This is a genomic window from Paracidovorax wautersii, from assembly GCF_031453675.1.
Classification (GTDB): domain Bacteria; phylum Pseudomonadota; class Gammaproteobacteria; order Burkholderiales; family Burkholderiaceae_C; genus Paracidovorax.
In genome coordinates this window covers 2108748-2133316 of sequence record NZ_JAVIZX010000001.1, presented here as the reverse complement: position 1 = coordinate 2133316, position 24569 = coordinate 2108748, and the positions used below count along the sequence as shown (strand labels likewise).

The following is a 24569-nucleotide window of genomic DNA, read 5'->3' as shown; positions in this document are numbered from 1 at the left end:
GCCCCGCCAGAGGCTCCGGGCCTGCCACGGCAGGGCGCTATGGTGTCCGAAACCGCAGCCCGCTTATGCCAGACACTGCTCCAATCCCTGTAGGAAGATGTCCTTCGGCAGGTCGATGCCGATGAACACCATCTTGCTCGTGCGCTCTTCGCCCTCGCCCCACTGCGGTCCCAGGTCGCTGCCCATGAGCTGGTGCACGCCCTGGAAGATCACCTTGCGCTCCGTCCCCTTCATATAGAGCACGCCCTTGTAGCGCAGCATGCGTGGGCCGTAGATGTTGACGATGGCGCCCAGGAAGTCCTCCAGCTTGGCGGGATCGAACGGCCGCTGGGCGCGGTAGACGAAGCTCTTCACATCGTCGTCGTGGTGATGGTGGTGGCCGTGCCCCTGGTCGTGCGCGTGCGAGGGGTGGTTGCAGTGCTCGCCGTGCTCGTGGTCATGGTCGTGGTGGTCGTGCCCATGGCTGTGATCGTGGTCGTGCTCGTCTTCCTTCAGGAAGTCGGGGTCGATGTCCAGCTTGGCGTTCAGGTTGAAGCCGCGCAGGTCCAGCACCTCGGCCAGGGGCACTTCGCCGAAGTGCACGGCCTTGATCGGGGCGCGCGGGTTCATGTGCTTGAGGCGGTGGATCAGCGCGTCGGCCTCTTCCTTGGAGACGAGGTCGGTTTTGGACAGGAAGATCTGGTCGGCGAAGCCGACCTGGCGGCGTGCCTCCTGGCGGTCGTTGAGCTGCTGGGCCGCGTGCTTGGCATCCACCAGCGTGATGATGGAGTCGATGAGATAGGTCTCGGCGATCTCCTCGTCCATGAAGAAGGTCTGCGCCACCGGGCCGGGATCGGCCACGCCGGTGGTCTCGATCACGATGCGCTCGAAGTCCAGCAGGCCCTTGCGGCGCTTGGCGGCCAGCAGCTGCAGCGTCTCGCGCAGGTCTTCGCGGATGGTGCAGCAGATGCAGCCGTTGCTCATCTGCACGATCTGCTCCTTGGACTCGGTGACCAGGATGTCGTTGTCGATGTTCTCTTCGCCGAACTCGTTTTCGATCACGGCGATCTTCTGGCCGTGCGCTTCGGACAGCAGGCGCTTGAGCAGGGTCGTCTTGCCGGAGCCCAGGAAGCCGGTGAGGATGGTGACGGGGATGAGGGACATGGGGAAAACCTTGAATGAAACAGCGGGTGCCGCAGCGTGCCCAGGCGCGCCGCGCCTGCGTCTGCACGGCCGGCGCGCGGGCCGCCGGCAGGGCTGTCTGCCAGTGTAGCGGGGCTGTCAAGCGCCTGACGGCACTGCAGAAATGGGCAGAGGCTGCTATACAGTGGCTATCAATACCTAGAAGTCAATTGACCCGTTCTGGCCATGGATTACCGCCTGACCGCCGCGCTCCTCGATTCCCTGGGCATCGCCCTGTGCGTTTTCGACCGGCAGCACCGCACGGTGCTGTGGAACCAGTGCTTCCTGGAATTCTTTCCCGAGCATGAGGGGCAGGTCCACGTTGGCGAACCGTACGCGGACAACCTGCGGCGCTTCTACCGCCGGCGCCTCGCCCCGCAGGACCAGCAGTACCTGGAGCGCTACGTGGCCGATGGCGTGGCCCGGCATGCCTCGCAGGGGCGGCCCTATGTCTTCCAGCACCTCGGCCGCTGGCTGCGCGTGGCCGCCGCCCCTTCGGCGGAGGACGGTCACCGGGTGCGCGTGTGGGTGGATCTGTCGGGCGCCGCGGAGCAGGTCCCGGCGGCAGCGCCGCTGCCAGGAGCCGTCGCCACCGCCACCGCCGCTGCGACTGCTGCTGCCGTCGACGCGGCGCAGGCGCTGCCGGCCACCCGCTTCGGAGAGGTCCTGCAGGTGCTGGAACACGCCGGCGACGGCACCTCGGTGCACGGCGGCGACGGGCGCATCCTCTTCGCCAATGCGCATTTCCTGTCGCTGTATGGGCTGGCCAGCAAGGCCTGCGCCCTGGGCCGCACCTATCCTGAGCTGGTGCGCCAGCGCTGGGCAGAAGACGGCACCCCGCAGGAGCACGGCGCCCGCGCCGAAGACCTGGCCGCCGCACTGAACGACAGCCTGCTGTTTGCCGGGGTGCCGTTCGATGTGCCGCTGCCCGGCGGCCGCTGGGTGCGGGTGTCGATGAACCGCCTGGCCGATGGCCAGACCTGCGCGTTCCACACCGACATCAGTACCGACCGGCGGCGCCACGACGAACTGCGCGCGCTGACCGACCAGCTGCGCGAGGAAAGCCGGCACGACGCCCTCACCGGCCTGCAGAACCGGCGCGGGCTGCACGGCATGGTGCAGTCGCTGTCGGACGAGGCCGGCCCGCACGGGCTGCTGTACATCGACCTGGACGGGTTCAAGGCCGTCAACGATGCCGCCGGACACCAGGCCGGCGACGAGGTGCTGTGCCAGGTGGCCGGCGTCCTGCGCCACACCGTGCGCCAGGGCGACACGCTGGTGCGCATCGGCGGCGACGAATTCGTGGTGGTGCTGCAGGGTTGCGACGCGGCGCAGGCGCGCGCGGTGGGCGGCAAGCTCATCGAGGCGATCGCCCGGCAGCCCTTCACGGCCGCAGGCATGGCCTTCCACGTGGGCGCCAGCGCGGGCGTGCGCATCTTCTCGGGCCACAGCGACAGCCCGGACGTGGTGCTGCACGACGCCGACGTGGCCTGCTACCGCGCCAAGCGCAACGGCCGCGGGCGCGTGGAAGTGTTTGGCGCAGACGCCTGAAGGCAGCGGAGCAGCAGCCCGCACGCAGCCGCACCGGGTGCCGGCTGGCCCGCACTGCGTTGCTCTGCGGAGCGCCCTTCCGCCCCGGTGGCGGCCCGGTGGCGGCCCGGCGCGCGCTACTTGCGCATCACCACCAGGCCCTTGAGGTATTCGCCCTCCGGGAACTGCAGCGTCATGGGGTGGTCCGGCGCGCCGGACAGGCGCTCCAGGATGTAGCCGTCCACATGCGCGTCGGCACCGGCGCCGGCGACGATCTTGTGGAACAGGTCGGCGCTGATGCCGCCCGAGCACGAGAAGGTGAACAGCACGCCGCCCGGCTCCAGCAGCTGCAGGGCCAGGCGGTTGATGTCCTTGTAGGCCCGTGCGGCACGCTCCGCGTGCGCTGCGGTGGGCGCGAACTTGGGCGGGTCCAGCACGATGGCGTCGAAGGTGCGGCCCTCCTTCAGGAACTGGCGCAGGGAAGCGTTCACGTCGGCATCCAGGAAATCGGCCCGCGCCGCGTCGAAGCCGTTCAGCGCCACGTGGGCCCGCGCCCGCTCCAGCGCCGGGCCGGACGAGTCGATGGACGTCACATGCCCTGCCCCGCCCGCCAGCGCGGCCACCGAGAAGCCGCCCGTGTAGCAGAAGCAGTTGAGCACGCGCTGCGATTGCAGGCGGCGCACCGTCTCGGCAAAGCGTTGGCGGCTGTCGCGCTGGTCCAGGTAGAAGCCGGTCTTGTGGCCGTCGGCAATGCTGAGCGTGAGCTTCCAGCCGTGTTCGCGGATGGTCAGCTCCACCGGCACGCCCTCGCCGCCCCCACGCAGCCAGCCGGTGGCGGGCTCCAGCCCTTCGAGCTGGCGCACGTTGGCGTCCGAGCGCTCGTACAGGTGCGTGAGGCCCGTGGCCTGCAGCAGCGCGTCGGCGATCACGTTCTTCCAGCGCTCGGTGCCGGCGCTGGTGAACTGGGCGACCAACGTGTCGCCGTAGCGGTCCACGATCAAACCCGGCAGGCCGTCGGACTCGCCATGCACCAGGCGCACGCCATCGCTGTCAATGGCAAATCGGGCTCTGGCGCTGACTGCGTTTGCGCAAGCAGCTATGAAAAAAGAAGCATCGATGCGCTGCGCCTCGTCGAAGCTCCAGGCCCGCGCACGGATGCGCGAATTCGGGCTGAACGCGGCCCAGGCGAGGAACCGGCCCTCGGCCGATTCGACGCGCACAGTCTCGCCGCTGTCGCCGCCGCCCTTGGCGATGGCGGATTCGAAGATCCAGGGATGGCGGCGCAGGAGGGAGCGTTCCTTGCCGGGGCGCAGGCGGAGGGTTTTCATGGGGGCGTATTGTCGTTGGTCGTGCGGCGCGCTCTTGCGCTCGGGGGCGGTGCGATGGCGGGACATTGGGATGTTTCCGCGCCGGATCTCAGTCTGGTGGACGAGGACTTTCTTACGATGGGCCGGAGGTTGGCTTCGAGCTGCTTTTTGGGGGATGCAGGGCCTTTGCTTCCCGGGGCCGGGGTGTGCGCCCGGCGGCGCACTCACTTTCTTTCGCTTCGCCGAAAGAAAGTAAGCAAAGAAAGGGCGACCCTGCTGCCCGTGTCCCCTGCGCTGCGCTACGGGGCAGCCTGCGATGCTCGCGCAGGCAGGGCCGCCGTGGAACTCACTGCGCTGCAGAGCAGCTCCGTTCGGACAGCCACGGCGAGTCAGTTCACGAGGCATGCGCGCTCCGACGCGCATGCGCCCTGCCCGCGCTCCGCTTCTCGGCACGGGCAGAAGGGAACCCGAACGCCCCGCTTGGGCCATCGCTGCGCTCGGCCCTTGTGGGGCGAAGTGCGTGTGCTCTGCGCGTGCGCAGGCGCGAAGCGCCGCGAAGGCCGGGTCGAGCGAAGCAAAGACCCGTGTCGTCCCCACTCCCTTCTGTATGCGCCGAGGAGCACAGGGCGCGGGGCGGGCGGGTGTGCCGCAGGACACGCCCGCTTCGTGATCTGGCTCGCCGTGGCTGTCCGAGCGGAGCGCGCCAGCGCGCAGCGAGTTCCACGGCGCCGCCCCGTGACCGAGCACCGCAGGTTGCCCCGTTCGCCGCAGGCGAGCGGGGACGCAGACAGCAGGGTCGCCTTTTCTTTGCTTACTTTCTTTTGGCGAAGCAAAAGAAAGTGAGTGCGCCCGCCGGGCGCACACCCCGGCCCCGGAAAGCCAAGCCACCTCCCCCGCCAAAAGAAAAAGCGGCCCTAAAGAGCCGCCCATTCAAAAGTGATAGCTACCAGCGCTTACCCCATAAGCTCCAGAGCCCAAAAACCCTCAAAACTTTTCCCAAGGCTGCAAATACCGCCACTGCCCCTCCGGCACCTTCGCCAGCGGCACCCGCCCCAGCCGGATCCGCCGGATCGCCATCACCAGCAGCCCCACCGCCTCGCACATCGCCGGAATCTGCCCCGGCCGGATGCCCTTCAGCGCGAACCGCAGCCGCGTCTCGTTCTGCCAGCTCACCTTGATGGGCGGCAGCGGCCGGCCGTTGAAGCTCAGGCCGTGGCAGAGCTTCTGGAGGCCTCCCTCGGCGATCTGGCCGGCCACCTCGACGATGCATTCCTGCTCCATCGATTCGATGTCTTCGGCCAGCTTGCGGGCGATGCGCCGGTCCTGCGTGTAGACCACCAGGCCGCTGGCCGGCGTGGGCAGGGGCGTGAAGCACTCCAGTTGCCGGAAGTGCCGCTGCAGCACGCGCGTGCCGCTGGCGTCTTCGGCCGCGTGCGAGGCCGCCGTCAGCAGCGTGGCGGCCGAGGGCGCGCCCTGGCTGCGGCTGCCGTGGCTGTGGTGGTGATGGGCGCCGGCCGCGTCGGATGCGCCCAGGCCCGCCTCGTAGCCGACCGGCTTGTGCAGCAGCAGGGTGACGGGCGTGAGCTCCATCAGGTTGGCGTCGGGGTCGAGCGCCACTGTCTGCAGGGCCGTCACGCGGGCGCCGGGCGCCTCCACGACGCGGCCGTCCACGCGGACCCAGCCGCCCTCGATGTATTGCTCGGCGGTGGTGCGCGAGCAGCGCAGCTGCTCGGCCACGCGCTTGGCGAGGCGGATGTGTTCGGGTGGGTTGACGAGATCAGGCATGTCCGGGTTCCAGGGAGAGATTCAATTGTCGGATGCGCTCGACGTGCGCCAGCAGGGAGCGCTGGGCCACGGGCCACAGGCGCGGCGGCACGTCGTCGTAGGCGCGCTGCACCCAGTCCTGCAGGCTGCCGTCCGGCAGGGCCTGCATGGCCGCCAGCACCTTGGCCTCGCGCGCCAGGCGGTGGGCCTTGAGGCGGGCGATGGAGGCGCGGGCGTTCTGCAGCGGGCCGCCCAGCACGTGGCCGTGCGCGGGCAGGATGAAGTCCACGCCGTGGCGGGCGCACAGCGCATCCAGGCGGTCGAGCGAGTCCAGGTAGTCGGCCATGTTGCCATCCGGCGGGTCGATGACCGTGGTGCTGCCGTTCAGGATGTGGTCGCCGCTGAACAGCAGGCCGTCCTCGCGCAGCAGCAGGCAGACATGGTTGGCCGCGTGGCCGGGCGTATGCACCACTTCCAGGGTATGGGTGATTTCGCCTTCCAGCCCATATCCGGAAAGCGCCAGCAGCTCGCCATTCGATAGCACGCGATCGGGGACGAAGTGGCTGGCCGCCCGCGCCGTGGGGGCCGAGGGCAGCCCGAGGATGGGCGGGGCAGCGCGCCCGGTTGCGGCCACCAGGGCCTGCAGCGGCGCGGCGCCGGGGGAATGGTCGGCGTGCGAGTGCGTGCAGACGATCATGCGGATGTCGCCGCCCGCGGCCCGCCACAGGCGCTGCAGGTGCTCGGCGTCCTGCGGGCCGGGGTCGATGGCGATGTAGCCCGTGGCCGGGTCGCCCACCAGGTAGCTGTTGGTTCCGGGGCCGGTCATCACGCCGGGGTTGGGCGCCGTCAGGCGCTGCACGTTCTTCAGCAGCGGCACGGCCATCTCGGTCTGCCAGTCCAGCGCGTGCACGATCTGGCCATCGGGGCAGACCAGGGCCAGCTCGCCGAACTCGGGCTCGTCCTCCATGTGGCGCGACTCCTTGCCGCCTTTCAGGCCGGCCCGCGGGCTGCTGACCCACAGCGGCTGCTCGCCGGCCACGGCAGCCAGCACCGCATCCACGCCAGCGAACTTCGCCAGCCGCTCCAGCGTGCGGATGGTCGGGTAGATCATGAAGAACTGGCCGGCGGCGTGGCGCTCCAGCGCATCGGCCGGGCGCACCCACACGGGTTCGAATTGTTCGGACTCATCGGCCACGGGCTCCTGATCCTCCGGCATGCGGGCGACCAGAAACGGCACGGCGAAGCGGCGCGGCAGGTCGCGGTCGGCCGTCCAGTGCGCCAGCAGGAAGACGGCATCGGCCGCCAGGCGCAGGCCGCGCGCGGCGCACTGCGCCACGAAGGGCGCCTGGCGGTCCAGCGCGGCGATGTCGGCGGCGCCCGCAAAGCGGCCGTCGGGCCGGCGCGCCAGCAGCACGCCCAGCTCCTCGAAGCTCTCGCGGATGGCGGCGATGGACTGCGTCACGCACAGGTCGCTCTGCGCGGGCCGGCGGTCAGCCTGGGCGTGGCTCTGCGCGTCCAGCGCCTCGATGCCGCCGCCCGGGAAGACATACGCGCCCGGCGCAAAGCTGGCATGCGGCGAGCGCCGCGTCATGAGCACCTCCAGCGCCGTGCCGCCGCCCGGCAGGGGCGCGTCGCGCAGCAGCAGAACGGTGGCTGCCTCCAGCGGTGTGGCCGGAGTGCGGGGGACATGCAGTTGTTGGGTGGCGCGGGGCATGCCCGATTATCGGCAGCCGGCCGGGGGCCGGCTGTCACTATCGAAAACGATAGCTGCCTGCGCAGCAGGGACGGGCGCTGCGGCCCGTTTTGACCCGATCCCCCTTCGCAGGCGACGGCTGGCAGCTCGCAGCCCGCACCCGGCCCCGCCGGGCAGCGGGGCCGCGCGGCGCTCAGTCCCAGGCCGGCGCCAGGCCTTCCGGGTCCACCAGGCGGCCGCCCCGGTCCAGCGCGGCGATGCGCTGCATCTGCGTGTCGCTCAGGCGCAGCTGCCGGGCGAGCAGGTTGCTCTGCAGGTGGGCCCGCTGCGTGGACGAGGGAATCACCGCGTAGCCCGACTGCATGGCCCAGGCCAGCACCACCTGCGCGGGCGTGGCGCCGCACGCCTGGGCGATGGCCTGCACCTCCGGGTCCTGCAGCGCCTGGCCGTAGCCCAGCGTCATGTACGACGTGGTGTGGATGCCCTGGCTGCGGGCAAATTCCACCACCGCGCGGTTCTGCAGGTAGGGGTGCAGTTCGATCTGGTGGGTGGCGATGGCCTGCGCGCCCACGGCGGCGATGGCCTCGCGCAGCAGCGCGATGTTGAAGTTGGACACGCCGATCGCCCGCGTGAGGCCCTGCGCCTGCGCCTCGGCCAGGGCCGCCAGGGTCTCGGCCACCGGCACGGCGCCGCCGGGCGAGGGCCAGTGGACCAGCGTCAGGTCCACCTGGTCGGTGCGCAGGCGCGACAGGCTGTCCTTCAGGCTGGGGATGAGGCGGTCGCCGGCCAGGTGCTCGGTCCAGACCTTGGTGGTGAGGAACACTTCGCGGCGCGGCACGCCGCTCTCCGCCAGGCCCTGGCCGACCTCGGCCTCGTTGCCATAGATCTGCGCGGTGTCGACGTGGCGGTAGCCCAGCTCCAGCGCGTTGCGCACGGCATCGACGGCGACCTGCTCCTTCAGGCGGAACGTGCCCAGGCCGAAGGACGGCACCACGGTGGTGACGGCGGCGGGGGCGGCCACGGAAGCGGCGAATGCATCAATGATGGACATGGGAAGTCTCCTGGGACGGAAGAAAGAAAGAAGAAAAAGGTGAAAAGAGGGGACCGGCCGCCGGGCATTCCCGGGGCCGCCGGTCAGTGGCCGGTCGGTACCGGGCCGCGGCGGCGGGCAGGCTCGCCGCCGCGGGCATCCAGCACGCCGCTGTAGTGCGTGAGCGCCAGGGCCACCAGCACCACGGCGGCACCGATCCAGGGCGTGTGCATCAGCCCCAGGTGCGTGACGATCAGCCCGCCCGCCCAGGCGGCCCCGGCGATGCCCAGGTTGAACGCGGCGATGTTCAGGCCCGAGGCCACGTCCACGGCCTGCGGCGCGTAGCGCTCGGCCTGCTGGACCACGTACACCTGCAGCCCCGGCACGTTGCCGAAGGCCACGGCACCCCACAGCAGCACGGTGGCCACCGCCAGCGCCGGGTGCGGCGCGGTGAACTGCAGCAGCAGCAACACGGCGGCCAGCAGCGCGAAGATGATGCGCAGCGCGGGGATGGCGCCCAGGCGGTCGGCCAGCCGGCCGCCCCAGAGGTTGCCCACGGCCACCGAGACGCCGTAGACCAGCATCACCCAGCCCACCGCCCCGGCGCTGAAGCCGGCGATGTCCGTGAGGATGGGCGCCAGGAAGGTGAACGGAATGAAGGTGCCGCCGTAGCCGATGGCCGTCTTGGCGTACACCAGCAGCAGCCGCGGCTCGGCCAGCACCTTGGCCTGTTGCACCAGCGATGCCGGCGGGGTGTGGGCGATGCGGCGCGGCACGAACAACGCGCTGCCGATGAAGGCCACCACGCCCAGCGCCGACACGGCCAGGAAGGTCTCGCGCCAGCCGAAGTGCTGGCCGATGAAGGTGCCCAGCGGCACGCCGGTGACCAGCGCCACGGTGAGCCCGGTGAACATGATGGCGATGGCGCTCGCGGCCTTCTCGCGCGGCACCAGGCCGGTGGCGATGGTCGAGCCGATCGAGAAGAACACGCCGTGCGCCAGCCCGGTCAGGATGCGCGCCGCCACCAGCGCGCCGTAGCTGGGCGCCTGCCAGGCCAGCAGGTTGCCGGCGGTGAACAGCGCCATCAGCGCCAGCAACAGGGCCTTGCGGGGCAGCCTGCCGGTCAGCGCGGTCAGCACCGGTGCGCCCACGGCGACGCCGAGCGCATACAGGCTGACCAGCAGGCCGGCCGAGGGCAGGCTGATGGCCAGGTCCGCCGCCACGGTGGGCAGCAGGCCGACGATCACGAACTCGGTCGTGCCGATGGCGAATGCGCTGAGCGTCAGCGCGAACAAAGCAATGGGCATGGAAACACTCCTTGGGAATGGAGCGCAGTGTCCGCCGATCACCTTTGCAGAAAAACAGGGTTTTCTGCAGAATATATTTGCGCAGCAATCAACAATCACCCAGCTCTCAGCCATCCCCATGAAGACCACATTGGAAGAACTGCAGGCCTTCGCCGCCGTGGTGGACGGCGGCTCCATCACCGCCGCCGCCGAGCGCCTGGGGCAGACCGTCTCCGGCATCAGCCGCGCGCTGGCGCGGCTGGAGAAGAAGCTGGACACCACGCTGCTGCGCCGCACCACGCGGCGCATCGGGCTCACCGAGGAGGGCCAGGCCTTCCTGGTCCGCGCCCGCGCCATCCTGGCCGCACTGGACGAGGCCGAGGAGCACATGGCCACCCGCCGCCTGCAGCCGGCCGGCCGGTTGCGCGTGAACGCGGCCACGCCCTTCATGCTGCATGCGGTGGCGCCGCTGGTGCCGGCCTTCCGCCGGGCCTACCCGCAGATCACGCTGGAACTGGACACCGACGAGCTGAACATCGACCTGCTGGAGCGCCGCACCGACGTGGCGATCCGCATCGGCGCGCTGCGCGACTCCACCCTGCACGCCCGGCCGCTGGGCGCCAGCCGCATCCGCGTGCTGGCCAGCCCGGACTACCTGGCCGCGCACGGCCGGGTGCGCAAGGTCGAGGACCTGGCCGGCCATACGCTGCTGGGCTTCACCCAGCCCGAATCGCTCAACCGCTGGCCGCTGCGCGGCGCGCACGGCGACGCATGGCCCGTCACCCCGCACATCACCGCGTCCAGCGGCGAGACGCTGCGCCAGCTGGCGCTGGCCGGCGCGGGCATCGTGTGCCTGTCGGACTTCATGACCGCCACCGACCGGGAGCGCGGCGATCTGGTGCAGCTGCTGGCCAAGGACACGGCCGATGTGCGCCAGCCCATCAGCGCCGTGTACTACCGCAACACGCAGTTGTCGGCGCGCATCGCCTGCTTCCTGGACTTTCTGGTGGAGCACAGGGCCGGACCTGCGGACTGAGCCAGTGACGATAATCCCCCCATGCAGATCCGCTTCACCAAGATGCAGGGCGCGGGCAACGACTTCGTCGTGCTCGACGAGACCCGGGGCCGCCTGGGCCTGACGCCCGCGCACTACCGCTTTCTGGCCGACCGCCACTTCGGCGTGGGCGCCGACCAGATCCTCACCGTGCGACCCGCGCCGGCGGAAGGCGTCGACTTCGAATACGTGATCCACAACGCCGACGGCGGCGAAGTGGAGCAGTGCGGCAACGGCGCGCGCTGCTTCGCACGCTATGTGCGCGACAAGGGCCTGACGGACAAGGACACCATCCGCGTGCAGACGCTGTCCGGCGTGATCGCGCCGCAGCTCACGCCCGATGGCCGCGTCACCGTCGACATGGGCCGCCCGGTGCTGGAGCCGGCGCGCGTGCCCTTCGACGCCACCGGCCTCACGCCCATCGCCCAGGGTTCCGGGCAAAAATGGCCGCTGGCGCTTGATACACCAGCGCAACCAGCTACCGTATTGATAGCAGTCGCCTCCATGGGCAACCCGCACGCCGTGCAGCTCGTGGACGACGTGGACACCGCCCCCGTGGCCCAGACCGGCCCGCTGATCGAGGGGCACGCCCGCTTTCCGCAGCGCGTCAACGCCGGCTACCTGCAGGTCGTGGACCGCAGCCATGTGCGCCTGCGCGTGTACGAACGCGGCGCGGGCGAGACCCTGGCCTGCGGCACCGGCGCCTGCGCCGCCGTGGTCTCCGGCATCCGCCTGGGGCTGCTGGACGCCCGCGTGGACGTGCAGACCCGCGGCGGCGTGCTCACCATCGCCTGGGCCGGCGGCGCCGACGACGCCGTCTTCATGACCGGCCCCGCCACCGCCGTCTTCGACGGCCAGATCGACCTTCCCGACACACCATGACCCCTCCTTCCTCCAACCACACGTCCCACCCGTCCTCCTCCGTGCCGCCCATCACCGAGGACGACATCGCCGAGTTCCTGGCCAACACCCCCGGCTTCTTCGAGCGCCACGCCGAAGTGCTGGCCGGTGTCACCATCACCAGCCCCCACGGCCACCGCGCGGTGAGCCTGCAGGAGCGCCAGGCCGAGATGCTGCGCGAGAAGATCAAGGGCCTGGAGCAGCGCGTGATGGAGATCGTGCGCCACGGCAGCGAGAACGCCGCCACGGCCGCGAAGATCCACCAGTGGAGCCGCGAGCTGGCTGCCGCCAAGGACCCGCAGGCCCTGCCGGCCGCCGTCACCGACGGCATCCGCACGCTGTTCGACGTGCCGCAGGCCGCGCTGCGCGTGTGGGACGTGGCCCCCGCCCACCAGGGCGCTGCCTTCACCGAAGGCGCGAGCGAGGACGCCCGCACCTTCACCGCCTCGCTCACCATGCCCTTCTGCGGGCCCAACCTCGGCTTCGAGGCCACCGCGTGGCTGCCCGATGCGGCCAACGTGCAGTCGCTGGCTCTGCTGCCGCTGCGGGAAGGCGCCATCGACGGCGACGGCCCGGCCTTCGGCCTGCTGGTGCTGGGCTCGCCCGATCCGCACCGCTTCGACGCCACCATGGGCACGGACTTCCTCGCTCGCATGGCGGAGCTGGCCAGCTCGGCCCTGTCGAGGCTGAGGTGAACCATCCCCCTGTGGCGCTGCGCGCCTGGCGTGGGGCCGCGCCCATGAAGCGGCCCCGCCCAACGAGTGCACGGCGGGCCGCTCGCTGACGGTATGCAGCACTCCGCGCCCGCCGAAGTCACCGCGCTGCCGCCCGAGGCGCAGCGCTACCTGGAGTACGCACGCGTCGAGAAGCGCCTGGCCGACCGCACGCTGACCCTGTACGCGCTCGACCTGCACAAGCTCGTGCAGTGCGCGGCCGGCGTGCCGGTGCCGCTGCTGCAGATCACCAGCGCGCACATCCGCCGCTTTGTCGCGCAGATGCACAGCAGCGGGCGCAGCGGGCGCGGCATTGCGCTGATCCTCTCCGGCTGGCGCGGCTTCTTCACCTGGGCAGCGCGCCAGGGCCTGGTGGCCCACAACCCGGTGCAGGACGTGCGCGCGCCCAAGGCGCCCAAGCCGTTACCGAAGGCGCTGCCGGTGGACGACGCCGTGCGCCTGGCGGAACACGCGCACGCCGGCGGCGACCCGTGGCTGGAGGCGCGCGACGCCGCCATCGTCGAACTGCTCTACGGCTGCGGCCTGCGCGTGGGCGAGCTGGTTGGTTTGGACGCCGTGCCGGGCCCCGACACCCAGCGCCAGGGCCGCGGCTGGATCGACCTGCAGGCCGGCGAGGCGCATGTCTTCGGCAAGGGCTCCAAGCGCCGCAGCGTGCCGGTAGGCGCGGCCGCGCTGGCGGCGCTGCAGGCCTGGCTGGCGCAGCGGCCGCAGCCCTTCGGCGGCGCGGCATCGGCCCGGCTGGACGCGGCGCTGTTCGTGGGCCAGCGCGGAGCGCGGCTGACGGCGCAGTCCGTCTGGCTGCGGCTGCGCCAACGCAGCCAACAGGCCGGCCTGACCACGCCCGTGCACCCGCACATGCTGCGCCATTCGTTCGCCAGCCACCTGCTGCAGTCCAGCGGCGACCTGCGCGCGGTGCAGGAGCTGCTGGGCCACGCCAACATCACCACCACCCAGGTCTACACGCGCCTGGACTTCCAGCACCTGGCACAGGTGTACGACGCGGCCCACCCGCGCGCGCGGCGCAAGCCCGGCTGAGCCGCGCCGCTGGCGCCGCAAGCCCTGCGCTGCCGCCATCTCCCTGCTATACACTGCCCGCGATTCAGGAGGGAGAGCCATGAACAACACCACGACGGACGGCCGTTCCCGGCCGCATCCGTTCCTTGCCGTGCCCGGCATCGAGGCCCATGCGCTGCAGTTCACCGGCAGCGGCGGAGAGTACTTCCGCGTGTGGATCGTCAACCTGCTGCTGACCATCGTCACGCTGGGCTTCTACACCCCGTGGGCGCGGCGGCGAACCGCCCAGTACTTCTACGGGCACTCCCTGGTGGCGGACAGCCCCCTCGAATTCACCGCGCAGCAGCGCCGCATGGTCATGGGCTTCCTGGTGCTGGTGGCCCTGACGGCCGCCTACAACATCGCCGCCAAGACGGGGCAGGACACGACCGTGGGCCTGTTCCTGCTCGGCGGCGCGCTGCTGTCGCCCTTCATCTGGGCCAGCGCCATGCGTTTTCGCCTGGGCAACACGCGCTGGCGCGGCCTGCGGCTGCAGTTCACCGCAGGCTGGGGCGAGGTGTACCGCGCCAGCTGGCCGGTGTTCGCACTGGCGCTGGTGTGGCTGGGGGTGTTCTTCGGCCTGCAGGCCCTGGCACCGGAAGTGACGGCCGAGGCGGCCAGCGCCGGCCGCAAGCTGCCCCGCATCACCCGCCCGATGGGCGCGCTGGTGCTGCTGGGCGTGGTGCTGACGGTGCTGTGCATCATCCGCCTCGAATACAACTACCGCAGCCTGCTGGTGCTGCGCGCGCGGGTGGGCGCCGAGCCCGGCCGCTGGAAGCCCGTGTACCTGGACTTCGTCAAGATCTGGCTGGCCACCGTGCTGGTGTTCATCCTCTGCGCCGTGGCGATCTCGCTGCTGGTCAGCCTGGCCGCCGGCGGGGCCATCGCGATGGCGGCAGCGATCGTGTCCAAGGCGGCCTTCGGCCTGTGGCTGTTCATCGCCATCGTCGCTGCCTTCGCGGTCATGCTGTTCGCGCTGATGCTGGCGTCGGCCCCGGCGCGGGCCTACCGCGAGGCGCGCATGTTCCAGCTGATGTGGAACAACATCGGCGTGAGCCAGATCGCCCGCTTCAAATGCGATCTGCGCGCGCGCCGCTACGTGTTCCTGCGGCTGCGCAACATGCTCTTCACGCTGCTCACGCTGGGTTTCTTCCGTCCGTTCGCGATGGTGAGCGAGTACCGCATGAAGCTCGAATCGGTCACCCTGCACGTCAAGGGCGGCGTGGACCAGGTGGCCGGCCAGCTGGTGCGCCAGCAGAAGGACGGCATCGGCGACGCCCTGGCCGATGCGGCCGGGCTGGACCTGATCGGCTGATACCGCATCCATGGCCGGCGCCCGCACCATCCCACCCACCGCGAACGCAGCGCCACCAGCCGCGCTGGTGCGGGCCCGCTGGTATGACGGGCTGAACAGCCAGGGGCGGCCCGTGCTCATCGGCTTCCAGCCCGGCACGGCGGGGCCGGCCCTGGTGCTGCACCCGCTGCACCAGGGCGCGGCGCCGGTGGTGTTCGGCCACCGCCAAGTGGGCTGGCCCGAAGCCTGGCACGCCCAGCGCCTGCAGGAACGTCTGGTGGTGGACCTGCAGGACGCGGGCAGCCTGGAGATCGAGGACGCCGCCGGCTGGCATGCGGCCTTGCAGCGGGCCGGCCAGCGCCCGACCCTGGCCCAGCGCATGCAGACGCGCTGGCCCGCATTCATCGCCGTGCTGGTGGTCGCGGCCATCGGCCTCACGCTGTTCTACCGGTATGGCACGCCGTGGGCGGCCACGCAGCTCACGCGCTTCGTCCCGCTGGCCTGGGAGACGGCCCTTACCACCGACACGCTGCGGCGCATGGACGAAGGGCGCATGCTCAAGCCCAGCCAGCTCGCGCCGGAACGCCAGGCCGCGCTGCGCCAGCGCTTCGACGCCCTGGTGGCGCAGACGCCCCCCGGGCTGCGGCGCTACCGGGGCTACGCGCCGCGCTACACGCTGTCGTTCCGCTCGGGCATGGGACCCAATGCCTTCGCGCTGCCCGGCGGAGCCATCGTGGTGACGGACGATCTGGTGCGGGAGGCGCGCGAGCGGCAGCTGGGCGACGATGCCATCGTCGGCGTGCTGGCGCACGAGATCGGCCACGTGGTGCACCGCCACACCACCCGCATGCTGGTGGAGCAGGGTGTGCTCAACATCGGGCTGGGGCTGGCGCTGGGCGACGTCTCCGGCCTGCTGTCCACCGGCAGCGCGCTGCTCACGGGCCTGGCCTACAGCCGCAGCAAGGAGCGCGAGGCGGACTGCTTCGCCATCGCCCTGATGGGCCAGGCGCGCCTGCCGACCGCCCCCATGGCCGACCTGCTGCTGGCCATTGCGCACGACGCCGAAACGCCCGCGCCAACGCCGGCCGCCGGAGCCTCCACGCCCGCCAGCCAGGCCCCGCCGTCGCCGCATCCCCAGCCGGCGCAGGAAGGATGGACGCTACTCAGCAGCCATCCGGACACCGTCCAGCGGGCCCGCGAACTGCGCGACGGCCACGCCCCGCACTGCGCGCGCTGACGACGCACCGGGTCTGCCGGCCAGTCCCTCGGCGGGTGGCGGCCGGCAGACCACACTCCTGCAAATAAGAATCATTCTTTAGAATGCAGGCCTTCTGCGTCCACCGGGCCCTTCTGCATGTCCGCACCGTCCCCTTCGCCGCTGCTGGTGGCGTTTGCCGAGAGCTACCACGACCTCGTCCGCTTCGTGGCGCGGCGCACCGGACCGCAGGCCGCCCAGGACCTGGTGCATGACGCGTGGCTGCGGCTGGCCGAGCGGGGCGTGCAGGGCGTGCAGGGCGCTGCGGCGTTCGAGCCCGCGGCCGACCCCCAGCAGGCCGCGCGGCAGCAGCGCAGCTACCTCTACACGGTGGCGGAGAACCTGACCATCGACCACCTGCGGCGCAACCGCCGCGCCCACGAGCGGTTCGACGCCGACGCGCTGCCCGAGGCCGCCCCCGCCCACCACGCCACGCCCGACGTGGCGGACACCCACCTCTACCGCCAGGCCTTGACGGAAGTGGAGCGCACGCTGGCGCAGCTGCCAGCCCGCTGCCGTGACATCTTCCTGGCCGACCGCATCGACGGCCTGCCGCATGCCGAGCTGGCCAGCCGCCACGGCGTCTCGGTCAAGACGGTCGAGCGCGAGGTCATGCGGGCGCTGGACAGCGTCGAGGCCTCGCTGCACCGCTGGCGCGGCGAAGCGGACGCGCCCGCCCGCAAGGGCCGCCGGCGCGCGCTGTCGGCCCTGCTCGGCGCGGCGGGCATGGGTGTGGGGAGCGCGGCCCTGTGGCAGGCGTGGCGCCAGTGGATGCCCCAGTACGCGGCGACCCTGGCCACGGCCACCGGATGCACGCTGGTGCAGCCCTTGCCCGACGGCAGCACGCTGGCGCTGGACGCGCGCAGCGAAGTCCAGGTGCGCTACACCGCCCTGCGCCGGGGCGTGCAGCTGCTGTCGGGATCGGCGTTCTTTGCCGTCGCACCGGACGCGCAGCGACCGTTCGAAGTGCAGGCCCAGGGCGTGCGCGTGACCGTGGTGGGCACGCGCTTCGAGGTGGCGCTGGAGCCCCATGGCGTGCGCGTCTCCGTGGAAGAAGGCCGGGTGCGGGTGGAAGACCCGCACGGCGCCCCCCTGGAACTGCAGGCCGGCGAGCAGGTGCTTCTGCCGCCGCAAGCGCCTGCGCAGCGCAGCGCCCGCACCGGCACGGTCGCGCCCTGGCGCGATGGCTGGCTCGAGTTCCACCACACGCCGCTGGGCGAAGCGGTGCAGCGCCTGGGCCGCTACAGCGCCCTGCCCCTGTCGGTGGAGCCGGACGCGGCCGACCTGCCGGTGCTGGCGCGGGTGCGCATCGCCGACGCGCGCCAGTGGCTGCGCCTGCTGCCGGGCAGCCTGCCCGTCGCGGTGCGCGAGGCAGGCGGCGGCGCGATCGTCATCGCCCGGCGCTGAGCCGCGGCCGTGCCCGGTGCCCGAAGCCGCATGAGGGAATTGCGCGCGCCGTTCGTTTGAGTCCATGGAACCCGGGAGAGTGCACCGTTGCCGCCCCGGGCCTGTTCATGCCCTCGCGCACCCCGGAGATCTCCATGCTTTCCCGCCGCTTCCCGCCCCGCTCCCACCGCGTCACCGCCCTGGCCGGCCTTGCACTTCTGGCCACGGCCCTGCCGCCGGCCGGGGCGTAACCCACCGCAGCGCCCGCCTCTGCCGCACAGCCGGCCGGAGAGGTGGCGTTCTCCGTGCCCGCCCAGCCCCTGGACCAGGCTCTGAACCAGCTGGCCCGCCAGGCCGGACTGCAGCTGCTGGCGCCGCCCGCGCTGGTGCAGGGCGTGCAGGCGCCCGCGGTGCAGGGCCGGATGGCGCCTGCGGCCGCCATCGCGCAACTGCTGCGGGGTACCGGGCTGTCCGGCCAGATCCGCGCGCAGACGCTGGTGGTGGAGCGTGCACCCGCCGCGTCCTCGGCCACCCTGTCGGAAGTGCGCGTGACGGGCCGCGCCGGCGCCGATGCCGGAACCACCACCGGGCCCGCCGGCAACTACGTCGCCCGGCGCAGCGCCGCTGGAACCAAGACCGCCACGGCCCTGGTGGAAACGCCGCAGTCCATCTCGGTCGTGACCGCCGAGGAGATGCAGGCCACCAAGGCGCAGAACCTGACGGATGCCCTGGCCTACACCGCCGGGGTGTTCCGCACCGAAGGCAACGACCGCACCGCCGACCGGCTCTTCATCCGCGGCTTCTACTCCGACGCCATCGAGGGCAGCATCTACCGCGACGGGCTCAAGTCGATGGTGAACGCCTTCAACGGCAAGGCCGAGCCCTACGGACTGGAACGCGTGGAAGTGCTCAAGGGCGCGGCCTCGGTGCTCTACGGCAGCGCCGGCCCGGGCGGCGTGATCCACATGGTCTCCAAACGCCCGACCGCCGACCTGGTGCGCGAGGTGAACGTGGAGACCGGCAGCTACGACCGCAAGCAGCTCTCGGCCGACCTGGGCGGCGCGCTGACGGACGACGGCGTGTGGACCTACCGCCTGACCGCCCTGGCCCGCGACAGCAACACCTTCGTGGACTTCGTGCCCGACGACCGCACCTACATCGCTCCCGCGCTGAAGTGGCAACCCTCCGCGGACACCTCGCTCACGCTGCTGTCGTACTACCAGAAGAGCCGCACCAAGTACGTGTTCGGCTTCCCCGCGCGGGGCACCGTGCTGCCCAACCCCAACGGCCGCATTCCGGAGAACCGCTACCTGGGCGAGCCGGGCCGCGACCGCAGCGAGAGCACCCTGCGCTCGGTCGGCTACCAGTTCGAGCATGCCTTCTCGGACCGGCTGCGGCTGCGCAACCACCTGAACGTCTTCGATGCGGAGTCCACCATGCCGGCCACCTGGCCGCTCACCGGCGACTTCTCGGACGCGGCGCTGCGCACCCTTCCGCGGTTCGCCGAATCGCGGCGGGAGGACGCCTCGTCCGCCATCGCCATGGACCTGTCGCTGGAGTACCGCTGGGACCTGGGCAGCACGCAGAACACCTTGCTGGTAGGCACCGACCACACGCGCCAGAAGCACCGCTCGGCCCGCTGGCTGCGCATGGCCGCGCCGCTCGATGCGTACGACCCGGTGTACGGCCGGCCCGATCTCACGCCCGAGGTGCAGCGCCCCTACCGCGCCTCGCGCCGCGAGCGGCACGACCTGACGGGCCTGTACGTGCAGAACCAGTCGCGCATCGCCGACCGCTGGGTGCTGCTGCTGGGCGGCCGCAACGACTGGTCGCGAGACCGCGAATCGCCCTACTTCGAGGCGGAGAACTGGACGCGGGAGCGCTCCCATGCCTTCTCCGGCCGCGCCGGCCTGGTGTACCTGGCGCCCAACGGCCTGGCGCCGTTCGTGAGCTGGAGCGAGTCCTTCCAGCCCCAGTCGGGCACCGACCGCAGCGGCACGCGGTTCCAGCCGACCACCGGCACGCAGTACGAAGCCGGCGTGCGCTACCAGCCCGAGGGCCGCGACCTGCTGCTGACCGCCGCCGTGTACCAGCTCACGCGGCAGAACGTGACCACCACCGACCCGGTGGACAACGCCTTCACGGTGCAGACCGGCGAGGTGCGCTCGCGCGGTCTGGAGCTGGAAGCCAAGCTGCAGGCCACCCGCAGCCTGGGCCTGCTGGCGGCCTACGCCTACACCGACGCCCGCACCACGCGCAGCAACGACCCGGCCGAGGTGGGCAAGCGCACCGGTGCCGTGCCGCGCCAGCAGCTGTCCCTGTGGACGGACTACGCCTTCGGCGCGCTGGGCCTGCCGGGCTGGAAGGCCGGCGCGGGCGTGCGCTTCGTGGGCAGTTCCACGGCGACCTACATCGAAGGGGTGCGGGTGCCGTCGTACACGCTGCTCGACGCCATGGTGGGTTATGAGACGGGGCCGTGGCGCTTCACGCTCAACCTGTCGAACCTGGCCGACCGCGTGCACGTGACCAACTGCATCGACGTCTGCTACTACGGCGAGCCCCGCCGCGTCACCGCAGCGGCCAGCTACCGCTGGTAAAGCGCCCGCTCCAGGTCCTTGCCGGGGATGGCATTCGGGCGAGTGCCCTGCGCGCCCCCCGGAAGGGCGTCGAACCTGCGCCAAGCGCCGCGCCAGGAAAAAGGCCGGTGCGCATGCCGCGCACCGGCCTGGGGAGATAAGTGTGAAGCGCGCCGATAAGCCGGATTCTGTGCGCCCGGTTGCCCGGGCGTGACCGCCATTACTCTGGGCCGGGGGTCGCCCACCCGGCTCGATGCTACCTACCCGCCAACTCTGCGGAACCACATCAACGTTGGCCTACTTGGTATTGCTGCGCGTAGAGATTGCCCGTTTCACCCCCGGTGGTCTACCTTGCGGCACTCCCCCGGGACTCGTCTCTGTTGCTCTGATCCTCACCTCACGGTGGGCAGCCGTTAGCTGCTACGCTGTCCTGTGCAGTCCGGACGTTCCTCCAGTGCCTGGTTTCCCAGATTGCACCAGCGGCGGTCTGGCGCGCTTCACGGGCGTGATTATCGCCGATCAGGGCGCCACGAAGCGCACGCTGCCAAAGCCCAGCCGCTGCAGGGTGGCAGACCCCACGGCCACCGCGGCCACGTACTCCCGGCCGCGGGTCAGCGTCACGCTGTCCGGCAGGGTCACCTGCGTCTGCGTGCCGAAGACCAGGCCTTGCCACAGCACGGGGTTGGCGTTGGAGGCCGTCGCGGACGGATCGAGCACATACGCCAGCGTCTGGCTGGCGCCGCCCAGGCTGCCCCACTGCAGGTTGCGGCCGCTGACCTGGACCTGGAAGCTGGCCGGCTGCGCGACACCCACCGGGTACATCTCGAAGGTGCCGTTGGGCGCGATGTAGTACTCGATGCACGGACGCAGGTCGCGGTACTGCTTGCCGCCTTCGAGCGCATACGTGCCGGTGTAGCGCTGCACCGCGGCGTCGTAGCTGCCGCTGTAGCTGCCGCGCAGCGCCAGGCCGTCCACCATGCCGGCGATGCTGCCGCGGATGGCCGTGTCGGCCTTGGTACCCGCGGTGGTGCCCACGTTGCTGCTCTGGCAGCCCACATAGGTGAAGAACATGCTGCCGGCGTAGTCCGCATTGCCCTCTGGCAAACGCATCTGGAAGGCGCCCAGCGTGGGGTCTTCGGGGTTGGCGGCAGCATCCTCTGCATAGAAGCCCACGTACAAGCCGCCGGGCGGCAGCGCGGCCTGGGGCGGGGTCACTGGCGCGGGCTGGGCGCCGCCGGCATTGCCGCCGTCTCCGCCACCACCACCGCCGCCGCACCCGGCCAGGGTTGCCGCCAGCGCCATCGCAGCGGCCGAGGCCCACACTTTGGAATTCACCACCATCATCTCCACTCCCTCCACAGAAAAGAAAAGGCGGTCTGGGCCGCCGAGAGGCCGTGCGAACCCGCCGGCCGGAACTGACTGCATCACCGCCCGCCGCTCGCGGCCGGAGAACGCGGATTCGCCCCAGGGCGACGGCATTCCCCGGCGGCCAAAGACCCGGCGGGCGGGCGGATTATGGAAAGCGCTGGCACTGCGATCTGTGACAGATTGCACATCCGCCGTCTGGCCCCGTGGCCCGTCGCCGCCATCCCACAGCAGCGCACCCGGAACAACTGGAAACAGCCTGCGCCCGCGAAAGCGGATAGGCCCGTGGGCCCCGGGATGCAGAGGCGCGGTGGCGGCTGGCACGGCCTCCGGTACGGCATATCGATATGCGCAAACGGCAGCTACGGTGGGCCACAATGGGCCTTTCCCATCCATCAGCCACCCCTTTTCACTGGAGTCGCCATGCCCGTTCAGAACATCCTGCAGACCATCGGCAACACGCCCCATGTGCGCATCAATCGCCTGTTCGGCGCGGGCGCCAACGTGTGGGTGAAGTCGGAGCGCAGCAACCCCGGCGGATCGATCAAGGACCGCATCGCGCTGGCGATGGTCGAGGACGCAGAGAAGTCCGGCGCGCTGAAGCCCGGCGGCACCATCATCGAGCCGACCTCCGGCAACACCGGCATCGGCCTGGCGCTGGTGGCGGCCGTCAAGGGCTACAAGCTGGTGCTGGTGATGCCCGAGAGCATGTCGCTGGAACGCCGCCGGCTGATGCTGGCCTACGGCGCCACGTTCGACCTGACGCCCAAGGAAAAGGGCATGAAGGGCGCCATCGCCCGCGCGCAGGAGCTGGCCGCGAGCACGCCGGGCGCGTGGATCCCGCAGCAGTTCGAGAACCCCGCCAACATCGATGTCCACGTGCGCACCACCGCGCAGGAAATCCTGGCGGACTTCCCCGAAGGCATCGACGTGCTGATCACCGGCGTGGGCACCGGCGGCCACCTGACGGGCGTGGCCCGCGTGCTGAAGGCGAAGTTTCCGCAACTCAAGGTGTTTGCGGTCGAGCCCGTGGCCTCGCCCGTGATCTCCGGCGGCCAGCCGGCGCCCCACCCCATCCAGGGCATCGGCGCGGGCTTCATCCCGAAGAACCTGGACACCAGCGTGCTGGACGGCGTGATCCAGGTCGACGCCGAACCCGCCCGCGAATACGCCCGCCGCTCGGCGCGCGAAGAAGGCCTGCTGGTCGGCATCTCGTCCGGCGCCACGCTGGCGGCCATCGCCCAGAAGCTGCCCGAGCTGCCGGCCGGCGCCAAGGTGCTGGGCTTCAACTACGACACGGGCGAGCGCTACCTGTCGGTGGACGGCTTCCTGCCCAACGCCTGAGCGACGCGCACCACCGGCTGCGCCGCACGGCGCCCCTCTCCCCAGCAAAAGGCCCTCGCGGGCCTTTTTGCTTTTTATCGGCCGGGGCATCGGGACGGGCTCCAGCGGCCACGGGCGTGCACCGGAGCAGCGGCGGCATACGGGACGGAGAAGCGGCGTTCCCTGCCGGCCGGGGGGCCAAAAGCCGCTGCACCTTCGCAAAGCCCCTACGCCGCAGGTGCGGCAAATCACACTATCAAAACGCTAGCTGCTTGCGCTCTATTTGATTGAATCTCAGATATTTTCATACCTGAAACCTCCATTTGGCAAGCGCAAACAGCTATTCAAACCATAGCAATCACGCGCGCCGCATACCCTACCAGCCGCCGCCCAGCGCCAGGAACAGCGTGACCTGGTCGTCCGCCACCTGCGCCTCGCTGGCCGCCAGGGCGGCTTCGCTGCTGGCCAGGTTGCGCTCGGCGTCCAGCGTGTCCAGATAGCCGGTCTTGCCGTTGCGGTACAGCGCGCGGGCCTGGTCGGCGGCCTGCGCGCTGGCGTCGCGGGCGGCCTGCAGGCGGGCGCGGCGGTCCAGTTCGTGGGCGTAGGCGGACAGCGCCGTTTCCGTCTCGCGCAGGGCCGTGAGCACCGTGCCGTCGAACTTCGCCGCCGCCGCGCGTGTGCCGGCCTCGGCCTGTGCGATGCGGGCGCGCGCGGTGCCGGTGTTCGGGATCGACCAGGAGATCAGCGGGCCCAGGCTCCAGCTCAGCGTGTCGCTGCGGCCCAGGCCGCTCAGGTTGCCGGCCGATGCGGCGGAAAGCCCCAGCGACACCTTGGGGTACAGGTCCGCCGTGGCCACGCCGATGCGTGCCGTGGCTTCGGCGAGCGCGCGCTCGGCCTGGCGGATGTCGGGGCGTCGGCGGATCAGCGCGGCGCCGTCGCCCACGGGCAGCACACCGGCCACCTGGGGCGGCGTAGCGCAATCGGCCAGGGCGCGCGGAAAGTCCTGCGGCAGATGGCCGGTCAGGGTGGCCAGGCGGAAGAGCGCGGAGTGGCGCTGCGCCTGCAGCGGCGGGAGGGCGGCCTGCAGCTGGCCCAGCTGGGCCTCGGCGCGCGCGGCGTCGATCGCGCCGGCCCGGCCGGCCGCCTGCAGACGGCGGGTGACCTCCAGCGCGTCGGACTGCACTCGGACCGATGCCTGCGACGTGCGCAGGCGCAGGCCGGTGGAGCACACCTCGGCATAGGCGCGCGCCGTGCCGGCAGCGACGTTCACGCGCACCAGGTCCACCGCGGCCTGCGCCCCGGCGGTGCCGGCCTGCGCCGCCTCGATGGCGCGGCGGATCTGGCCGAACAGGTCCATCTGGTACGACAGCGAGGCGCCCGCGCTGTAGTGGAAGGCGTCCGGCGGCACATCGCCCGGGCGCAGCACCGACAGACCCGAGGCATGGCCGAACGAAAACCCGCCATTGACGGCCACCGAAGGCCGGGCGGCGCCGCTCGCCTCGTCTTCCAGGGCCTGAGCACGTTCCAGGTTCGCCATGGCCTGGCGCAGGTCGGTGTTGTGTTCCAGCGCCTGCTGCACCAGCGCATCCAGCCGCGTGTCGTGGTATAGGCGCCACCAGTGGTCGGGCAGCGGCGCGCTGTCGAACACGGCAGCCGCAGCGCCGTCTGCGGCCGCCTCGCCGGCGCCGGCACCGATGAAGGGCTGCGCCGCCGCTGACTGGCGGGCGACGGCATCGGCGGGCACCTGGTAGTCGGGGCCCACGGGCGCCGTGCCGCAGGCGGCCAGTGCGGCGGCCGCGGCCAGCGGCCCCAGCAGCCGCCACCCCGCGCGGGGGGCGATCGTTCGCGTCATGTGCAT

18 protein-coding genes and 1 other RNA gene are annotated in these 24569 nt (G+C 71.2%); 10 read left to right on the top strand and 9 right to left on the bottom strand.

Annotated elements, in window-relative coordinates:
- Positions 1-63: 63 nt before the first annotated feature.
- Positions 64-1143: a CobW family GTP-binding protein gene (locus QE399_RS09670; protein ID WP_309828301.1), complete on the bottom strand. Its 1080-nt coding sequence runs from the start codon at positions 1141-1143 to the stop codon at positions 64-66.
- A 204-nt stretch (positions 1144-1347) separates the two neighbouring features.
- Here QE399_RS09670 and QE399_RS09665 point away from each other — a divergent pair, with 204 nt between their 5' ends.
- Positions 1348-2712 (top strand): sensor domain-containing diguanylate cyclase, encoded by a 1365-nt coding sequence (locus QE399_RS09665; protein WP_309828300.1) that lies wholly within the window; start codon positions 1348-1350, stop codon positions 2710-2712.
- A gap of 116 nt (positions 2713-2828) precedes the next feature.
- Here QE399_RS09665 and QE399_RS09660 read toward each other — a convergent pair whose 3' ends face one another.
- The 5 genes from QE399_RS09660 to QE399_RS09640 form a co-directional block, all read right to left on the bottom strand.
- A complete protein-coding gene (locus QE399_RS09660) occupies positions 2829-4019 on the bottom strand; it encodes a class I SAM-dependent rRNA methyltransferase (RefSeq protein ID WP_309828298.1) in 1191 nt (396 codons plus the stop codon).
- Between the two features lie 963 nt (positions 4020-4982).
- A complete protein-coding gene (locus tag QE399_RS09655) occupies positions 4983-5783 on the bottom strand; it encodes an rRNA pseudouridine synthase (protein WP_309828296.1) in 801 nt (266 codons plus the stop codon).
- The gene (locus tag QE399_RS09650; protein ID WP_309828295.1) at positions 5776-7476 is read right to left on the bottom strand and encodes an MBL fold metallo-hydrolase; all 1701 of its coding nucleotides are present in this window, start codon (positions 7474-7476) and stop codon (positions 5776-5778) included. The genes QE399_RS09655 and QE399_RS09650 overlap by 8 nt, the downstream gene beginning before the upstream one ends.
- 172 nt (positions 7477-7648) lie before the next feature.
- Positions 7649-8506 (bottom strand): 2,5-didehydrogluconate reductase DkgB, encoded by an 858-nt coding sequence (gene dkgB, locus QE399_RS09645; protein ID WP_309828294.1) that lies wholly within the window; start codon positions 8504-8506, stop codon positions 7649-7651.
- Positions 8507-8589: 83 nt separating this feature from the next.
- Complete coding sequence (locus tag QE399_RS09640) at positions 8590-9792, bottom strand: MFS transporter (protein ID WP_309828292.1); 1203 nt, start codon at positions 9790-9792, stop codon at positions 8590-8592.
- A gap of 118 nt (positions 9793-9910) precedes the next feature.
- Here QE399_RS09640 and QE399_RS09635 point away from each other — a divergent pair, with 118 nt between their 5' ends.
- The 8 genes from QE399_RS09635 (at position 9911) to QE399_RS09600 (ending at position 20044) form a co-directional block, all read left to right on the top strand.
- Positions 9911-10807 carry a LysR substrate-binding domain-containing protein gene (locus QE399_RS09635; protein ID WP_309828291.1) on the top strand — a complete coding sequence of 299 codons (897 nt, stop codon included), beginning with the start codon at positions 9911-9913 and terminating at the stop codon, positions 10805-10807.
- A gap of 21 nt (positions 10808-10828) precedes the next feature.
- Positions 10829-11707: a diaminopimelate epimerase gene (gene dapF / locus QE399_RS09630; RefSeq protein WP_309828290.1), complete on the top strand. Its 879-nt coding sequence runs from the start codon at positions 10829-10831 to the stop codon at positions 11705-11707.
- Positions 11704-12420, top strand: coding sequence for a DUF484 family protein (locus QE399_RS09625; RefSeq protein ID WP_309828289.1), 717 nt, complete (start codon positions 11704-11706; stop codon positions 12418-12420). The genes dapF and QE399_RS09625 overlap by 4 nt, the downstream gene beginning before the upstream one ends.
- A 93-nt stretch (positions 12421-12513) precedes the next feature.
- A complete protein-coding gene (locus tag QE399_RS09620) occupies positions 12514-13494 on the top strand; it encodes a tyrosine-type recombinase/integrase (RefSeq protein ID WP_309828286.1) in 981 nt (326 codons plus the stop codon).
- Between the two features lie 79 nt (positions 13495-13573).
- Positions 13574-14827, top strand: a complete 1254-nt coding sequence (locus QE399_RS09615) for a YjgN family protein (protein WP_309828284.1) — start codon at positions 13574-13576, stop codon at positions 14825-14827.
- Between the two features lie 10 nt (positions 14828-14837).
- Complete coding sequence (locus QE399_RS09610) at positions 14838-16043, top strand: M48 family metallopeptidase (protein ID WP_309828283.1); 1206 nt, start codon at positions 14838-14840, stop codon at positions 16041-16043.
- Positions 16044-16160: 117 nt separating this feature from the next.
- On the top strand, positions 16161-17468 hold the full coding sequence (locus tag QE399_RS09605) for a sigma-70 family RNA polymerase sigma factor (RefSeq protein WP_309828281.1): 1308 nt from the start codon (positions 16161-16163) through the stop codon (positions 17466-17468).
- 284 nt (positions 17469-17752) lie between these two features.
- On the top strand, positions 17753-20044 hold the full coding sequence (locus QE399_RS09600; protein WP_309828280.1) for a TonB-dependent siderophore receptor: 2292 nt from the start codon (positions 17753-17755) through the stop codon (positions 20042-20044).
- Positions 20045-20184: 140 nt separating this feature from the next.
- Here the strand turns inward: QE399_RS09600 and rnpB are convergent.
- Together rnpB and QE399_RS09590 are read right to left on the bottom strand one after the other, a co-directional pair.
- An RNA gene (gene rnpB / locus QE399_RS09595) (RNase P RNA component class A) lies at positions 20185-20522 on the bottom strand.
- Between the two features lie 20 nt (positions 20523-20542).
- The gene (locus tag QE399_RS09590) at positions 20543-21358 is read right to left on the bottom strand and encodes a hypothetical protein (RefSeq protein ID WP_309828278.1); all 816 of its coding nucleotides are present in this window, start codon (positions 21356-21358) and stop codon (positions 20543-20545) included.
- A gap of 453 nt (positions 21359-21811) precedes the next feature.
- Between QE399_RS09590 and cysK the strand changes: the two genes are divergently transcribed.
- On the top strand, positions 21812-22732 hold the full coding sequence (gene cysK, locus QE399_RS09585; protein ID WP_309828277.1) for a cysteine synthase A: 921 nt from the start codon (positions 21812-21814) through the stop codon (positions 22730-22732).
- 355 nt (positions 22733-23087) lie between these two features.
- Here cysK and QE399_RS09580 read toward each other — a convergent pair whose 3' ends face one another.
- A complete protein-coding gene (locus tag QE399_RS09580; protein WP_309828276.1) occupies positions 23088-24563 on the bottom strand; it encodes a TolC family protein in 1476 nt (491 codons plus the stop codon).
- Positions 24564-24569 lie beyond the last annotated feature (6 nt).

Excerpts from the sequence above, each read along its gene's own strand:
- QE399_RS09670 (WP_309828301.1), bottom strand. The coding sequence starts at position 1,143 with ATGTCCCTCATCCCCGTCACCATCCTCACCGGCTTCCTGGGCTCCGGC.
- QE399_RS09665 (WP_309828300.1), top strand. The coding sequence starts at position 1,348 with ATGGATTACCGCCTGACCGCCGCGCTCCTCGATTCCCTGGGCATCGCC.
- QE399_RS09660 (WP_309828298.1), bottom strand. The coding sequence starts at position 4,019 with ATGAAAACCCTCCGCCTGCGCCCCGGCAAGGAACGCTCCCTCCTGCGC.
- QE399_RS09655 (WP_309828296.1), bottom strand. The coding sequence starts at position 5,783 with ATGCCTGATCTCGTCAACCCACCCGAACACATCCGCCTCGCCAAGCGC.
- QE399_RS09650 (WP_309828295.1), bottom strand. The coding sequence starts at position 7,476 with ATGCCCCGCGCCACCCAACAACTGCATGTCCCCCGCACTCCGGCCACA.
- dkgB (WP_309828294.1), bottom strand. The coding sequence starts at position 8,506 with ATGTCCATCATTGATGCATTCGCCGCTTCCGTGGCCGCCCCCGCCGCC.
- QE399_RS09640 (WP_309828292.1), bottom strand. The coding sequence starts at position 9,792 with ATGCCCATTGCTTTGTTCGCGCTGACGCTCAGCGCATTCGCCATCGGC.
- QE399_RS09635 (WP_309828291.1), top strand. The coding sequence starts at position 9,911 with ATGAAGACCACATTGGAAGAACTGCAGGCCTTCGCCGCCGTGGTGGAC.
- dapF (WP_309828290.1), top strand. The coding sequence starts at position 10,829 with ATGCAGATCCGCTTCACCAAGATGCAGGGCGCGGGCAACGACTTCGTC.
- QE399_RS09625 (WP_309828289.1), top strand. The coding sequence starts at position 11,704 with ATGACCCCTCCTTCCTCCAACCACACGTCCCACCCGTCCTCCTCCGTG.
- QE399_RS09620 (WP_309828286.1), top strand. The coding sequence starts at position 12,514 with ATGCAGCACTCCGCGCCCGCCGAAGTCACCGCGCTGCCGCCCGAGGCG.
- QE399_RS09615 (WP_309828284.1), top strand. The coding sequence starts at position 13,574 with ATGAACAACACCACGACGGACGGCCGTTCCCGGCCGCATCCGTTCCTT.
- QE399_RS09610 (WP_309828283.1), top strand. The coding sequence starts at position 14,838 with ATGGCCGGCGCCCGCACCATCCCACCCACCGCGAACGCAGCGCCACCA.
- QE399_RS09605 (WP_309828281.1), top strand. The coding sequence starts at position 16,161 with ATGTCCGCACCGTCCCCTTCGCCGCTGCTGGTGGCGTTTGCCGAGAGC.
- cysK (WP_309828277.1), top strand. The coding sequence starts at position 21,812 with ATGCCCGTTCAGAACATCCTGCAGACCATCGGCAACACGCCCCATGTG.
- QE399_RS09580 (WP_309828276.1), bottom strand. The coding sequence starts at position 24,563 with ATGACGCGAACGATCGCCCCCCGCGCGGGGTGGCGGCTGCTGGGGCCG.